Consider the following 14,399-nt stretch of genomic DNA (forward strand, 5'->3'; position numbering starts at 1 on the left):
GGATTTTCGCTGTGCGCCTCTGAGCCATCCGCTATCTGCGTGCCATCAAGGCGTTAATGAGTTTCAAATCCGGGGCTTGAAGTTTTGTTTCTACTTCTTTCTGCTTCAAGTCGTTGGTGATTGACGTCAGTGTGCTGGTCAGAATAGTCAGTTCCAGCTGGATTTTATTAACCTTTGCCTCACGGTCTTTATCACTCAGCGATTGATTACTCATCGCTGCCTGCAATTCCTCAAGTTTCTTATCGATCTTCTCCTGGATCTCTCGGATGGTTTTCAGATATTTCTTGATGCTTTCCGGAAGGTGGGTTGCCTCAATGTCCGCGTTCTTCTGCTCGCCTGCCAACTTCTCCTTGCCTTCGGCCGATATTGTAACGACTAGAGGCTTGCCGGCAGAGTGAGTGGGATCAACGATTTCTTCGTCGCTAGTATTAAAGTCGACTTCAGGGGTGATGGAAGGCAAAGGCTGAATAGCTGGCAAGTTGCCATGGAATGCGCTGTTTATGGTCGACATCATGAATCCATAAAAGGAGTGGACGTACTAATGCTTCGGCTGTGACAAAGAAGTCTTAAATGTTTTTGTGTTTATTTTTAGTGTTGTTGAGCAAGAGGGTCTTGCTGTTAACGCCTTGTTAATTAGTTATGGCCCGATGATTAAAAAGCGCGGCAATGCCGCGCTTCCATATTTAAACTCTTACCTGCCGAAAGCGGCCTTAAAATGGTTTGTCCTATCGTATTGTATAGCCGCTGTCCACAATCCAGTCCTGCCCAAAAACATTTCTGGCGCCCTTGCTCAATTGAAAAATGATAATGTCGGCAACAGCTCCTGCGTCCAGAAACTGACCATCCAACAGTCGTTTGTTCACCTGGCTGGCAACACTGGCCAAATCATCATGTCTGAGCCCCAGTGTCGACCAGATGGGTGTCGCGGTCGGGCCGGGAGAAACCATATTGATACGGATGCCTTGCGGTGCTAACTCTACCGCGAGTGTGCGGGCATGTGCCTGCAGGGCGGCCTTGGAAGCAATGTAGGCGGCGAGCCCCGGGAAAGTGACTTTTGCCAGAAATGTCCCTATGAATACAACGGATGCCGGGGTTGCCAAGTGATTGCGTAAACGAGCCAGGGTATTCAATGCGCCAGCACCATTCACCGCCCATTGACGATCAAACGCATCGATGTCGAGGCCGTCAGCGAGTTCCGCAATACCTGCGTTAGGCACTAGGAAATCTACCGGACCCACACGTGCAGCGTGTTCCGCGAGGCGGCTAAGATCTTCTTTCTTTGTGACATCACCTGATACCCAGGACAAATGTTCTGGAAACTGTCTCCCTAACTCTTCCAGGCCGCCGAGTTTGCGCGACATGGCAATGACTCGTGCACCTTGCGACAGCAGACGTGCGCATACAGCAAGACCAATTCCCGAACTGGCACCCGTGATTACCGCCAGGCGTCCGGCAAATTCATTACTCATGTCTACATATCCTTTATGGTTTGAGTTTACTTGAGAAACAAAACGAGCATTCAAGAAGTGGGCCACTTTACAGTGCCCGTTAAAGTAGGCTTGAAGTGTCGGCCGGTGTCTTTTTGACTGCCGAAAAGTGCAGTCAGAATGACTATTTGTAGTCATTCTGACGCATACATTGGACTGCTAAAAATACACTGAATTGGTAACTTAAATTTGCCAGTGAGATGTTCTAATGTTCGCCTCTGATAAAGGGCGGAACTCTCAAATAAACGCCAACGAACAGCAAGGGTCATACCCATGAGCCTCAGCATAATATTCTACATAGTCCCTGGCTTCGAACTGTTAGACCTGAGCGGTCCTGTCTGTGTCTTCAATATGGCGGCAAAGAAACAACCGGATAGCTACGACGTTCAAGTTGTATCTGCCGAAGGAGGTTATATAAAAAGCTCGTCCGGCGTAGCGGTCGATACTCAAGCTTTCCAGGCAGGTGCGTGCGATAGCTTGATCCTGGTGGGAGGCTCCGAAGGCATAGCTCGCTGCCAAGGACCGCTCAGATCAAGACTCATAAATATCGCGAGTAAAAAATCACGCCGGGTGGCGAGTGTGTGCACCGGTACATTTTTGCTGGCTGAAGCAGGATTGCTGGAAGGCAAGCGAGCCACCACGCATTGGCGATTTGCTGAAAGGCTGAAGACTGCGTACCCGAATGCCGAAATCTCTTCGGACAGAATCTTTGTTCAAGATGGCAAGTTGTGGACGTCGGCAGGAGTGACTGCCGGTATCGACATGGCGCTTGCGTTTGTGCAACACGACTACGGCATCGAGATGTCTCGAGAGGTCGCTCAAGACATGGTGCTTGGACATCGACGTGAAGGGGGCCATCCGCAGAGTCACGGCGCCGCGCAATTCCAAGCGCCGTCTGGTCGGGTAGAGCAGGTGCTTGTGTATGCACGACGCCATATAAAAGAAAACCTTTCAGTCAGCAGGCTCGCCAGTGCTGCCCATATCAGTGAGCGCCAGTTAAGCCGTATTTTCAGTGCTGAGTTGGGTGTGACTCCCGCCAAAGCGATCGAACGAATGCGCGTTGAACTGGCGTTGCCCTTGGTCGACGGCACTACCCAGGCGATGGAGCGAATTGCTCGCGAGGTGGGTTTTGTCGACGCTGTCACCATGCGTCAAAGCTTTATCCGTTTGTTGGATATGACACCGCAAGCGTTGCGCAACTCGATGAATGCCGTCAGCAGGAAAGCTGCCGAAAGCATCCAGTGAACAATCGCTTTTTGCGTGTCTGGATTCCGTCGTTTGGTGTCCTTTACGCAATTTTCAGTTGCAGTGATAGTCAAGCGAATACATCAAGTGAAGACATTTCTATGCATTTGTATCGATGCTTTGCCACGCCTCTCGCGCTCTTCGGCACCCTTTTGATTTCTTGCGCTGCATCGGCCGTGACGCCTGCTGTGGTGACCGGAGCGGTGGCGAATCAGGCCAATGAAACCATTGAGCCTTATCAGCCGCGTTTTGCTCGCACACAACCTGTTGTCGTTGTTGTGGGAGACAATGGCGGAACCGAACTCACCGACTTCGTCATTCCTTTTGGTGTCCTTTCAGCATCAGGCGTGGCACAGGTAGTGTCTGTTTCTACTGCACCCGGAACCGTGAAAATGTTTCCCGCCTTGAAGGTGCAGGCGCAATACACCCTCCAGCATTTTGACGAGATGTACCCGCTGGGTGCTGATTACGTCATCGTCCCCGCGACAAGCGATAAAAACAGCGCTGATTTGATCAAGTGGCTGACTGCGCAATCGGCCAAGGGCAGCAGTCTGGTCAGTATCTGTAATGGCGCTCTTACCCTCGCCAGAACGGGCTTGATGGACGGTCATCGCGCCACGGCTCACTGGGCCAGCGAAAGAAGCCGGGCGGCCGAGTTTCCCGGAGTCCGCTGGCAAAAAAACCTGCGCTATGTCGCCGATGGAAAGATCATTTCAAGCGCTGGGATCAGTGCGTCTTTACCGGTATCGATTGCCTTGGTTGAAGCCATTGCCGGCACGCAAAAAGCCAACGAACTGGCCGCAGAACTGGGCGTGACAGACTGGAGCGCCACGCACAATAGCGATGCGTTTCAGCAGGCCAGCGACGACCCTTCAATGTCTTGGCGTGTACAGCGAAAAGCCCCGGCTCATTTGAATATTCCACTGAGTGAAGGCATGGACGAAATAGCGCTGGCGTTAAGGGCTGAAGCCTACACCCACAGCGGAGCAGTACAAGTAAACACGGTTTCTCAAAACACGGATCCGGTCACCACCCGCCATAACCTGTTGGTCATTCCCGATAAACAAATCGTGATTGTCGGACCGCAGGCCAGCGCTTTGAATCTTCATTCGGCCGCCGTGCCTTCGGCGAAGGCGCTGGATGTCGCTCTGCAAGAGCTGGCCGATGAGTACGGCTCTACGGCCGCCGCTCAGGCCGCACGTGTTATGGAGTACCCGCTGTTTCTTCCCTGAATCAAGCGAATACCTAAAGCGTTGCGCCCATGTGTTAAGGAGCTTCATATGTCGATCGGTAAAAATTTTGCCGGGGTGATTGCCTTTATGAAGGTTGCCGCCAGTGGGAGCTTTAGCGACGCTGCCCGTGAACTGGGTATTTCGGTGCCGGCGGTCAGTCGTAGCATCAGTCGGCTGGAGACCCAACTCGATATCAAGTTGCTGGAGCGGACTACCCATCGGGTCAGCGTCACGCCTGAGGGGCGTAGTTTCTTTGAGAACTGCCTGCCTAGCGTCGAGCATTTGTTAAACGCGACGGCCGAGTTAAAAAGCTCGACGCAGCTGCCCGTTGGCACTGTTCGCATCAGCTCAACGGTAGGATTTGGCCGGAAACAGATCGCGCCGTTATTGCACGGATTTAAAAAGATATACCCGGACATACAACTGGAATTCGACTTGAATGACCGGCAAGTTGACTTCTCCGAAGGCGATGTCGACGTTGTGATTCGCAATGGGCGCCTGGAAGATGCTGACATTATTGCGCGGCAACTGCTGCCGATGCGCTTGATCACATGCGCAGCGCCGGAATATCTGAAATCCGCAGGCCTGCCCGTAGATCTGGATGACTTGCAACGGCATGAAATCATTGCTTTTCGCTTGCAAAACACCGGTAAACCTCATGCCTGGGAGTTTGATGTTGACGGCGTCTTTACTCAGCTTTCTCTTCCCTACACGCAGTTATTCAACGATCCGGAATTGGTAGCACTAGCGACTATCGCAGGAGGTGGATTGGCTCAAATTGGAAGTTATCAAGCCGAACACTGGATCGCCGAAGGCCTGCTCGTGCCGATTTTGCCGCAGTACATTGCACAGGGCAGGGGGCACTTTATCTGTTACAGGCGACGTGAAAAAACGCCACTAAGGGTCAGGTTGTTCGTCGATTATATCGTCGAGGCATTCAACGCCGAATCGCTCGAAAATGGGCGGTAGCAAGGCCGGTTAACACCCTTTTACCTTGCTGTCTAATTGTGGTGAAAGCCCTCCGGGTTCACTATCCATGTTCTAAATTTTTCACGGAAAATCATGATGTTAACAGCGACCCCGGCTGCCCGGAATTTGGTTGAAGATAGCTCTGTCAGCGTACTGTTAGAGTGGTTGTGGTTATTGCCATTTGCTGCTGCGCTCTATTACCCGTGGGCACTTTCATGGAGCAACCAGACGCACCTCGCAGGTGCCGGCACTTGGGTAACTGTCGGTTTGTTATTGACGGCCTACGCAGTCCCGACGATTGCCCTTATCTGTGTTTATGTCACTGGAATGCAGCCGGCTATCAGTGCTCGTCTTGTTCTCGCAAGGCGTTTGGCATGTCTGGCAGTTGCGACCCCACCGGCGTTTACGCTGTTGGGGGTATTGCTGTATCTGATGAAAATCAATGGTCACGACATTGCCGTATGGACAGGCCTCTGGTTGGCGCTCACGGCTTACTTCACGATGTATTCATCGACAAAACCGGTTGTCAGCTTTCCGACTTCAGACAGTGTTTACCGACGCCTGCGTGTGGCACATGGCATCTCTTCGCTGGCGACTATGTTGGTGTTCCTGGCACCACATTTGTTTAACCATTTGTTCGGCGTGTTCGGCTTCGATGTTCATCGAAACATCATGGATGTACTCAGGGTTGTCTATCGCAATGCCGTGCTGGAGCCCATTATCATCGTGGCGTTTTTCTTTCAGATTCTAAGCGGCTTAGTGCTGATAAGACCCAAGACCATCAGCCGCGCCGATCTGTTCGATGCGCTGCAGACTGCATCTGGCGCTTACCTGACACTGTTCATTGCATCGCATATCAACTCTGTTTTTACCCTGGCTCGTTATTTCGGGACGGAGACGGACTATAAGTGGGCAGTTGGCGATCCTGTAGGACTGGTGGCTGATGCATGGAGTATCCGTTTGGTGCCGCATTATTCCCTCGCCGTATTTTTTCTGATCGTGCACCTGGCCTGCGGCCTGCGAGTGGTACTGCGTAGCCACGGTGTCCGACCTGCGGCGTACTCGGTCGCTACCTGGGGCGTGATTATGCTGAGCGCGCTGGTAACTGCGATCATCACCGCAGGAATGCTGGGCGCTCGGATATAAGCCATTCTTTGCAAAAAAAATGCCCCGGTTCGGGGTGTTTTTATGGCGGGTTAGCCATGGCTGCCAGCGGTATTCGGGTTGCCGGCGTGAAATTTATTCTGTAGATTTTCATGAAATTATAAAAAGATAATTTCATGAGGTCGCCAATGTTTCAGCAGTCCAGCCAGCACGTCGACAGCTATTACGCCCACAGTTGCGCCGGTATTCTGAGCCATCGCGCTGCTCTGGAAGGTGAACATGACACCGACGTGGTGATCATCGGTGCCGGCTTCAGCGGTTTGCACACGGCATTGCGTCTGGCATTGGCCGGCAAACGCGTGATGGTGCTGGAAGCCAGTCGGGTGGCGTGGGCAGCCTCGGGGCGTAATGGCGGGCAGGCGATTCTCGGCTGGTCGTGCGACATGCCGCCGCTGGAAGCTGCGCTCGGTCATGAACGGGCGAAGCGCTTATGGGACGGCATGCGTTGGGCTGCTCGGGAATTGCGTGAATTACCGGACCGTCACGGCTTCGACATCGATTATCGCCCCGGTCACCTGTGGACCTCGGTGATGCCACGGCGGGTCAGCCTGCTCAGCGAATGGCAACACGAAGCCAGCCACAAGTGGGGCCACGATGCCTTGCAGTTCATCCCTCGTGAACAATTGTCCGACTGGGTCGCCAGTGATCGCTATCAGGCCGGGCTGTACGACCCGCAAGGCGCGCACCTCAATCCACTGAAACTGGCGCTGGGCCTGGCGGATGCCATCGAGCGAGCCGGCGGGCGTATTCATGAACAAAGCAAAGCGCTGAGTTATCAGGAGCAGGGCGCAGGTTTTCGCGTCAACACCGAGCGCGGTTCGGTGCGCGCCGATGTGCTGGTGCTGGCCTGCAACGCTTATCTCGATGAACTCGACCCGCAACTGTCCAACTGCATTCTGCCGGTGGGCACTTACCAGGTCGCCACCGCAGCGCTGACGCCCGAGCAGGCCACGGCGCTGTTGCCGCGCAATGTCTGCGTGACCGACAACCAGTTCGTCCTCGATTACTTCCGGCGCACGCCAGATAACCGCTTGTTGTTCGGCGGCGGCTGCACTTATCTCGGTGGCATGCCCAAGGACATCGCGGCAGCGACGCGGCCGTTTCTTGAGCGGGTGTTCCCGCAGCTCAAAGGTGTCGGCATCGAGTTTGCCTGGGGCGGACATATCGACCTGACGATGAACCGCACACCCGATGTCGGCGGCGCGGGTAATCGTTATTGGCTGCAAGGCTATTCGGGCCATGGCGTCTTGCCGACATTGGCCGCCGCGCGCGCGGTATCCGATGCGATTCTTGGCGATGCCGACGAACTGGCGCTGTATCAGGGCTTGAGCAATGGCCGGTTCCCCGGCGGCAAACACCTCGCCGCACCGCTGGAGGCCATCGGCAAGGCCTGGTATCGGCTGCGCGACAGCATTTGATCAGACTTTGACCATGAACAAGCAAGAAGAAATCGCCGCGCTGGCGATCCTTATCCACGACCTGCGCAAGCACAAGAAATGGACCCTGAAAGAACTGGCCGACAAGATCGGCCGTTCGGTGGGTTTTCTCTCGCAGGTCGAGCGCGGTTTGTCGCGGCCCACCGTGGCAGACCTGACCGCGATCAGCGAAACCTTCGGCGTGCCGACCACTTATTTCTACAGTTTGCCCAAGCCTAAAGAGCTGCCGTGGGTCACGCGCCCGGACGAGCGTCGCACGCTGTATTACGCCAACGGCATCACCGACATTCTGGTGTCGCCGCAGATCCGCGCTTCGTTTTCCATGCTCGAAAGTCATCTTGAAGCCGGCGCGAGCAGCGGCGACCGCCATCTGACCGACAGCTCGGAGCAGGGCGGTTACATCCTCGAAGGCGAACTGACTTTATGGTTGGGCGACGACGAAGAACCGACTACGTTGAAGGCCGGCGACAGCTTTCAATTCGACAGCCATACCCGCTGCCGCTATGGCAACCTCACTGAGCAGCTGACTCGCGTGCTCTGGGTCTACACCTGATCACAACAAAGGATGAACACGATGGACGCTGTCTGCGCTGACCTGCTCGCCGAAGTACGGGCGTTTCGCCAACGCTACCCCGAGGTGCGTTATGTTGACCTGATTTGCCTGGACATTCCCGGGCACTTCTATGGCAAGCGTTATCCAATTGACATGCTCGAAAAAGTCGCCGCCGGCAGCGTACTGAAGCTGCCGCAGAATTGCGTACTGTTGGGCGTGCAGGGTGGTTTGTTCCCGATTGGCGATTACTGCTTCAACGACGGCGACCCGGATGCCGTGCGCCGTCTGGTGCCGGGCACACTGAAACCGGTGACCTGGGAAGCGCAGCCGCTGGGGCAAATGCTGATCACGTCGGACGGCACCGAAAAACCGATCGAGTTCGAACCGCGTGAAGTCCTCGCGCAGGTGCTCAAGCGTCTGGCGCGCAAAGGCATTCACCCGGTGGTGGCGTTCGAGCTGGAGTTCTACCTGTTCGACAAAAAGCTGCGCGACGGTCTGCCGCAATTCCCCCGCGACGACCTGACTGACGACGCCGATGACCAACCGAACCTGCACATCGAGCGGCTCTCACGCTTCGCGCCGGTGCTGGATGAAATGGTCGAAGCGACGCGGGCGCAGGGCATCGACGCCACGGTGATTACCGCTGAGCTCGGCCCCGGTCAGTTTGAAATCAACTTCGGCCATCTCGACGATGGTTTGCGCGCGGCCGACTGGGCAGCGTTGTTCTGCCGCAGCACGCGCGGTGTTGCGCTTAAACACGGTTATCGCGCGAGTTTTATGGCAAAGCCGTATTTGCAGCATCCGGGCAGCGGCATGCATGTGCATGTCAGCCTCTACGATTCAGCGGGCAATAATTTGCTGGCCGCGAATGACCAGCAGCCGTTGCGCCATGCAGTCGCCGGATGCCTGGAGTTACTGCCGCACAGCATGCCGATCTTCGCGCCAAACCAGAACTCGATGCGCCGTTTGGGTGGCACGGTGAACACCGCGACCAAGGCCAGTTGGGGTTTTGAGGATCGTGATGCATGCTTGCGAATTCCGGAGTCGGACGCGAAGAATTTGCGGGTTGAATATCGCTTGGCGGGGGCGGATGCCAATCCGTATCTGGTGTTGGCGGCGATTCTGGTGGGATTGGAGCATGGGCTGGAATCGGGCAAGGAACCGATTGCGCCGCTGAATGAAGATCGCAGCAGCGGGATCGATTTCCCCAAGGAGATGTTCGAGGCCGTGCGCGCGATGCAGCATCAGCCGCAGTTGCGCGAAGGGTTGGGGGCGGAGTTTGTGGATGTGTATTGCGAGAATAAACGCCAAGATCATTTGGCGTTTATGCAGGAGATTGGGGCGCGGGAGTATCGGTGGTATCTGTGAGGGCGAGTGTAGGTTTTGAATGTAACAAACTCACGACAGCTTGATCGGAACAAGGGAGATTGCGCCTTGGAAACCACAGATAATTTCAAAGGCGCGCTTAACAAACCACCCAAGTATTTAGTGAAAAAAAGCATGCAAGAAACAAAGATAGGCTCAACAAAGAAAAAACTAAAAAAACGAGCTGTTGCAGCTATTGTGTTTTTGCTTGCGGGGGCGTGGATTATTTATTTGTTCTGGGCCGCTGGCATTTCAGCACGAACCATTTTAATGCCGGAAATCCCCGAGTTAACGACATACCTGCTGATTGGTACTCTATTTGGGGGTATTTTTGCAGGTCTGGCAATCCGCGCCGGCAAAGCGACAAAAAGCGCTATAGAGTCGTTCTTGGGCGGCTTTTGCGTGGGATTGATTTGCTCTTTAAACATTTATGATGTCAGCGTCTACCTGTCGCCTGGTGAAGTTGTTAGTTATGAGTCTGAGTATGAAGTTGCCTATCGGGGGCCGTCCAAATACTGCGAGGCAGGTCTATGGATAAACGATCCGAACACCCATCGCAGGATTGAACTCTGCACGAACAAAAAAAATCTGAACGAACAAATTGGTCGCGGTATATATGCCGTATGGGTGACTGCTCGCACTAATAAACTAGGCTCTTACATTATTGGCTATACATTTTTCCGCAAATAAATCTATCAGCCGAAACATTTTATAAATGTGGTCTGTAACTGAAACAGTCGTTCATGAACGGCTGTTTCCGGGACGGTTGCAGGCGGAGGCCACGGGCCGCCAGCCCCTCTCAGTAAAATCGTAGCGGAAGTGAGAGTAAGGGACAGACCACGTTTCTACAGGAGGTCTGCCCCGGAAATCTTCTAGTTTGCAAGTCTCGCTTCATGCTCAGCCAGTATGAGTAGGCATTGCTTGGTGGACTCATGCATATCCGGAGTGATGATGGATGGGTTCGTCTTTAACATGTTCCAGTAGGTCGCTTTTATCCATCCGTCATAACATTCCACGGTCTTAGCGGCCTGTATACCCACTGCGAACATCTTGGAAATTGTGATCGTCAACACGAAAAAGATGGGGGCTATCAGCAGGATGCTCAGGATCAATCTGTGGAAGCCCCGCAGGTACCTCGTGTACTCGCGCGTCAGGAAGTAGATGTGTTCTTGATGCTGCGTATTCTGAATGTTCAAGGTGTGAATGGCGTAAACATCCGGCTTGGGTACCAGTACTTCACGTGCAGGAGAAAACGGTGCTTTGCGCGTACGTGCTAGTTGCTGCAACTCCGCAAGCGAATCTCGCAAGACACGCACGCTGCCTTCACGGTCGATAAGATCACGATACGATGCGTATTTGAAAATGATTGGCCCCGTTGCTTTGTAAACCAGAATGAATGCAAAAAAAGACAGTCCGCTCACCCAATACAGGTAGAGGTCAAAAGGGAACAAATACTCTTTGTTTAAAGCTTGGGAGGCGGACAAGGCCAGAGGAACGATAGTCAATGCCACAGAGATAAGCATCAATGCCTTGCTGTTGGCGACCGTTGATAACATTTGCCAATCTTGAGTCAAAACCATTTCCCTGCAGGTCCAGGTTCGGGCAGTCAAAATTCCCGCAAGCACAGCGCACAAGGCTATGCAGTACGGCCAAGGAATGTCCTGGCTTGTGACGTACTCGATCAGTTGTGTCGCAAGTGCGCTGATGAATATGGCGATAAGCAACGCCCACGCTACACGTATCGTCCGACGGTTCCACTTGTCGTAGCGTTTCGGGGGGGGATTGGGGTGTTTTTTCGGTCACAGCGGTCTGACATTACCTTTTCCCTTTTGAACGGCTAGACGTCCGAGTGTCCTTGAACGCCAATTATTAGCGGCCGCAGCCTTTTCTGTTTCTGAAGCAAAGCGATTTCAGGCGGCATTATGCTGAAGTGTGGCCGAACGGCACAGCAAGAGTGGCCATCGGAGGAGAATAATGGGCAGACCACGTTTTCTAAATGTGGTCTGCCCCTGAAATCTCTGAAATTTTCTTCGGAAAAATGACTAGACGCATGAACCGGCTATCGACGCTGCTCGCAGTGATGGCAATATGGCGTCTCATGGAGAATTAGCATTCGGCGCGAAGCGAGCCGGATGTCATTTAGGGATGAGGAATATGGTTTCGATTCAGGTGGATGGTGAGGACAAGACCGCAAAGATCAGCGATTGGGCGATCCGTTGGAGCGACAAGGACGAATTTCTGCAACTGACCTGTCACTACCCCTCCAGCAAAAAATACACCCGTCCTCTCAGCAATTGTCTTGTTTCGCCCACCCGCGAGTTGACCAATGTCTTGCTGCACAAGCGCGGCAGCACCAAGCCCATTGCCAACGCTACGATTTACGGCGAACGCTATGCCGTCGTGCACTATCCGGGCAGCAAAAAGCCCTATGTCCACAAGATGGACGGCATCAGCTTTAGCGCTCCGACACTAATGAAGGACACGCCAGTCTTCCGCTATCTCACTACCGTGGCGAAAGCCCGACAGAATCACGCTAAGTCGCAGGATGATCGTGAAATTGCCGACAATGTGCTGCGCCAGCTCGAAAAACTGCCTGCCCTCGCGGGCACTGCCTTGCAAGCCTACTGTACGGGACGCAACAGCACGCTGGTGCCGGGGCAGGGGCTCATCTATCCGTTCGGGCTGAACGAGAGTCAGCTTAAGGCAGTCGAGCAGGCGTTCAGCGCGCAAGTCAGCGTGATCGAAGGCCCGCCAGGGACTGGCAAGACCCAGACGATCCTTAACATCCTCGCCAATATTCTGTTACGCGGGCAGACAGTCGCGGTGTTGTCCAACAACAATGCTGCCGTGGAAAACGTCTACGAAAAGCTGGAGAAATACGGCTTGGGCCACCTGGTCGCCAAGCTTGGCAACCAGGACAAACGCAAGGCCTTTTTCGCCGAGTTGCCTGCATGGCCTTCAAGCCCTCCCGAGCCGGCACCGTCGCTGGATGAGATCCAGACGTTGCTGGCCCGCTTGAAGCAGCACCTGCAAGACCACAACAGGGCGGCGCAACTGCAAATCGAGCTGGACGAGCTGGTCATCGAGCGGCGCTACCTGCAGCAGTGGCAGGCAGAAAACGATGTGCAGGCCACAGGCTTGCTCGACAAGTACGGCCTGACACCGCGCAAGACTGCGGACCTCATGGCCTACCTGGCTTACTTGGGCGAGCAGCGCATTCATCTCAAGGACCGTATCGAGCTACTGTTCAAATTCAGGATTTTTCGCACCAAGCCGTTCGCCGGGGACGAGGCGCGCATGGCCGTTTTCCATGCACTGCAAATGCATTACTACGACAAGTCGCTGCAGGACAAGAAAACGCAACTGCGTGCGTGCCGTGATTCGTTGGCGCGCGCGAATTTCACGGCCCTGCTGAAAGAACTGACAGCCGCATCGATGCAGCATCTCAAACGCCATCTGCTACTTCAGGTACCGCCGTCGGACAGCTTTGATGTCAAAACCTACTGCGAGCGTTTCGATACCTTCATGCAGCGCTTCCCTGTCCTGGGCAGCGGCACGCACTCCATCGTCAATTCGATCGCGCCGGGAGCGGTCCTCGATTACGTGATCATCGACGAAGCCTCTTTGCAGGACATCGTACCGGGCATCCTGCCACTGGGCTGCGCCAAGAACCTGATCGTCGTGGGTGACAACCGCCAGTTGCCGCATATCCCCGTGGCACTGGGGCTTCAAGCGCCGACCGAGGCCTACGATTGCGAGCGCTACAGCTTGCTGGATTCGTGCATTGCCGTGTTCCAGGACGCGCTGCCCAGAACCCTGCTGAAAGAACATTACCGCTGCCACCCCCGGATCATTCAGTTCTGCAACCAGCAGTTCTACGACAACGCACTGGTGCCAATGACCGAGGACAACGGCGAAGAGCCCCTGCGCCTAGTGGTGACCGCCAAGGGCAATCACGCCAGGAAGAACACCAACCTTCGGGAACTGGACTCCCTGCTGAAGGTGCTTGAGGAGGAGGGGCAGCCCCTCGGAATAGACGGCGAGGGCCGAGGTTACATTGCCCCGTACAGGGCACAAGTAAATCTGTCCGGCACGCACTTGCCGACAGATTTCGTCAAGGACACCGTGCACAAGTTTCAGGGGCGCGAGTGTGATGAAATCGTGTTCTCCACCGTGCTTGACAAGAAGCGCTACAACCAGGCGCGAACACGCCTGGATTTTGTCGACGATCCCCGCATGATCAACGTGGCCGTTTCGCGGGCCAAACATCGCTTCACCCTGGTGACCGGCGATGAGGTGTTCACTGACAACAATGGCCACATCGCCGCGTTGATCCGCTACATCAGCTATTACGCGCAGGATCAGCAGATCGTACGTGCGCCGGTGGTGTCGGCATTCGACTTGCTATACCGCGAGTACGATCAGTCGCTGGCTCGCCTGGACGCCCGCCTGCGGCCCGAGGATTCGCGCTACAAGTCCGAGCAGATCGTGGCACAGTTGCTGCGCGAAGCGCTGGCCGCACCGGCGTACCAGGCATTGAAGTACCACACGCAGATCCGACTGGATAAACTCGCGTCGCCGGTTGGCCTCGACTGGACAGAGCTGCAGCGCGCGTTCATGCGGCGCGCCAGTTGCGATTTCGTGATCTATTTCAAAGTGGGCAAGCAACCGATAGGCGTGATTGAAGTCGATGGCGGGTACCACGACCAACCTGTGCAGGCTGCTCGGGACGCCATGAAAAATGAGATTTTGGCTAGAAGTGGCATTCCCATTCTGCGGCTGCGGACAGTTGAGAGTGATATTCAGCGCAGAATTGGCGACTTTATCGGGCAGTGGGCCAGTCCCGCGAATGGCGCATAAACACCGGGGCTGAGATCGTCAGTCACTGATGGTCTGCCCCGATGTTTTCGCCCCTGAAATCTTCATTGTCGAGTGACGAGTCGGACCA

Annotated in this window: 12 protein-coding genes; 9 read left to right on the top strand and 3 right to left on the bottom strand. The window is 54.7% G+C overall.

Features of this window, described 5'->3' with window-relative positions:
* Positions 1–31: 31 nt before the first annotated feature.
* Together ACIF4X_RS00685 and ACIF4X_RS00690 are read right to left on the bottom strand one after the other, a co-directional pair.
* On the bottom strand, positions 32–511 hold the full coding sequence (locus ACIF4X_RS00685) for a hypothetical protein (RefSeq protein WP_397480506.1): 480 nt from the start codon (positions 509–511) through the stop codon (positions 32–34).
* 214 nt (positions 512–725) lie between these two features.
* Positions 726–1,469: an SDR family NAD(P)-dependent oxidoreductase gene (locus tag ACIF4X_RS00690; protein ID WP_397480507.1), complete on the bottom strand. Its 744-nt coding sequence runs from the start codon at positions 1,467–1,469 to the stop codon at positions 726–728.
* Between the two features lie 291 nt (positions 1,470–1,760).
* Between ACIF4X_RS00690 and ACIF4X_RS00695 the strand changes: the two genes are divergently transcribed.
* The 8 genes from ACIF4X_RS00695 (at position 1,761) to ACIF4X_RS00730 (ending at position 10,141) form a co-directional block, all read left to right on the top strand.
* Positions 1,761–2,732, top strand: coding sequence for a GlxA family transcriptional regulator (locus ACIF4X_RS00695; RefSeq protein WP_397480508.1), 972 nt, complete (start codon positions 1,761–1,763; stop codon positions 2,730–2,732).
* Complete coding sequence (locus ACIF4X_RS00700) at positions 2,729–3,964, top strand: DJ-1/PfpI family protein (RefSeq protein ID WP_397480509.1); 1,236 nt, start codon at positions 2,729–2,731, stop codon at positions 3,962–3,964. Before ACIF4X_RS00695 ends, ACIF4X_RS00700 begins: the two co-directional genes overlap by 4 nt.
* A gap of 48 nt (positions 3,965–4,012) precedes the next feature.
* On the top strand, positions 4,013–4,933 hold the full coding sequence (locus tag ACIF4X_RS00705; RefSeq protein ID WP_397480510.1) for a LysR family transcriptional regulator: 921 nt from the start codon (positions 4,013–4,015) through the stop codon (positions 4,931–4,933).
* A gap of 96 nt (positions 4,934–5,029) precedes the next feature.
* A complete protein-coding gene (locus tag ACIF4X_RS00710; RefSeq protein ID WP_397480511.1) occupies positions 5,030–6,079 on the top strand; it encodes a hypothetical protein in 1,050 nt (349 codons plus the stop codon).
* A 146-nt stretch (positions 6,080–6,225) separates the two neighbouring features.
* Positions 6,226–7,515: an NAD(P)/FAD-dependent oxidoreductase gene (locus ACIF4X_RS00715; RefSeq protein WP_397480512.1), complete on the top strand. Its 1,290-nt coding sequence runs from the start codon at positions 6,226–6,228 to the stop codon at positions 7,513–7,515.
* Positions 7,516–7,528: 13 nt separating this feature from the next.
* Positions 7,529–8,086: a helix-turn-helix domain-containing protein gene (locus tag ACIF4X_RS00720; RefSeq protein ID WP_397480513.1), complete on the top strand. Its 558-nt coding sequence runs from the start codon at positions 7,529–7,531 to the stop codon at positions 8,084–8,086.
* A 21-nt stretch (positions 8,087–8,107) separates the two neighbouring features.
* Positions 8,108–9,454: a glutamine synthetase family protein gene (locus ACIF4X_RS00725; protein ID WP_397480514.1), complete on the top strand. Its 1,347-nt coding sequence runs from the start codon at positions 8,108–8,110 to the stop codon at positions 9,452–9,454.
* Positions 9,455–9,520: 66 nt separating this feature from the next.
* Positions 9,521–10,141: a hypothetical protein gene (locus ACIF4X_RS00730; RefSeq protein WP_397480515.1), complete on the top strand. Its 621-nt coding sequence runs from the start codon at positions 9,521–9,523 to the stop codon at positions 10,139–10,141.
* 182 nt (positions 10,142–10,323) lie between these two features.
* On the opposite strand, the gene ACIF4X_RS00735 is transcribed toward ACIF4X_RS00730, so the two are convergent.
* The gene (locus tag ACIF4X_RS00735; protein WP_397480516.1) at positions 10,324–11,025 is read right to left on the bottom strand and encodes a hypothetical protein; all 702 of its coding nucleotides are present in this window, start codon (positions 11,023–11,025) and stop codon (positions 10,324–10,326) included.
* 580 nt (positions 11,026–11,605) lie between these two features.
* Between ACIF4X_RS00735 and ACIF4X_RS00740 the strand changes: the two genes are divergently transcribed.
* Positions 11,606–14,311 (top strand): AAA domain-containing protein, encoded by a 2,706-nt coding sequence (locus ACIF4X_RS00740; RefSeq protein WP_397480708.1) that lies wholly within the window; start codon positions 11,606–11,608, stop codon positions 14,309–14,311.
* The last annotated feature ends 88 nt before the right edge of the window (positions 14,312–14,399 follow it).

This window comes from Pseudomonas sp. NPDC085632 (assembly GCF_044541255.1).
Taxonomy (GTDB): Bacteria; Pseudomonadota; Gammaproteobacteria; order Pseudomonadales; family Pseudomonadaceae; genus Aquipseudomonas.

Excerpts from the sequence above, each read along its gene's own strand:
- ACIF4X_RS00740 (WP_397480708.1), top strand. The coding sequence starts at position 11,606 with ATGGTTTCGATTCAGGTGGATGGTGAGGACAAGACCGCAAAGATCAGC.
- ACIF4X_RS00685 (WP_397480506.1), bottom strand. The coding sequence starts at position 511 with ATGTCGACCATAAACAGCGCATTCCATGGCAACTTGCCAGCTATTCAG.
- ACIF4X_RS00720 (WP_397480513.1), top strand. The coding sequence starts at position 7,529 with ATGAACAAGCAAGAAGAAATCGCCGCGCTGGCGATCCTTATCCACGAC.
- ACIF4X_RS00705 (WP_397480510.1), top strand. The coding sequence starts at position 4,013 with ATGTCGATCGGTAAAAATTTTGCCGGGGTGATTGCCTTTATGAAGGTT.
- ACIF4X_RS00710 (WP_397480511.1), top strand. The coding sequence starts at position 5,030 with ATGTTAACAGCGACCCCGGCTGCCCGGAATTTGGTTGAAGATAGCTCT.
- ACIF4X_RS00725 (WP_397480514.1), top strand. The coding sequence starts at position 8,108 with ATGGACGCTGTCTGCGCTGACCTGCTCGCCGAAGTACGGGCGTTTCGC.
- ACIF4X_RS00715 (WP_397480512.1), top strand. The coding sequence starts at position 6,226 with ATGTTTCAGCAGTCCAGCCAGCACGTCGACAGCTATTACGCCCACAGT.
- ACIF4X_RS00690 (WP_397480507.1), bottom strand. The coding sequence starts at position 1,469 with ATGAGTAATGAATTTGCCGGACGCCTGGCGGTAATCACGGGTGCCAGT.
- ACIF4X_RS00695 (WP_397480508.1), top strand. The coding sequence starts at position 1,761 with ATGAGCCTCAGCATAATATTCTACATAGTCCCTGGCTTCGAACTGTTA.